This window comes from Limosilactobacillus portuensis (genome assembly GCF_014838735.1).
Lineage (GTDB): Bacteria > Bacillota > Bacilli > Lactobacillales > Lactobacillaceae > Limosilactobacillus > Limosilactobacillus portuensis.
In genome coordinates this window covers 1-273 of record NZ_JABUXQ010000155.1, presented here as the reverse complement: position 1 = coordinate 273, position 273 = coordinate 1, and the positions used below count along the sequence as shown (strand labels likewise).

General features: G+C 33.7%; 1 pseudogene. It reads right to left on the bottom strand.

Features of this window, described 5'->3' with window-relative positions:
• Positions 1 to 273, bottom strand: a pseudogene (locus HUK49_RS10960) (hypothetical protein); the annotation flags it as partial.

Sequence of the window (273 nt, the reverse complement as noted above, 5' to 3'; positions counted from 1 at the left end):
CATAGTAAAATTCACGAAACATGAGTTCTCTGATGAAAGACTCATAACTATTTTCATCACTGTCATATCCTTCAAGTAAATGATTGATGACTTCTCGAATATCGAGTAAACCATAAGCTAAATACCTGCTTAAACCACTGATATTATCTCGGGTGATATCATCTGCTAATTGAGAATAAAGGGTAATCTCATGATTCAAAAAATGATTCCAGGATTGACGTGCACAGGCTTCTTCATCTGTATGTTTGTCAAATTTTAAATCACTTTGGTTCA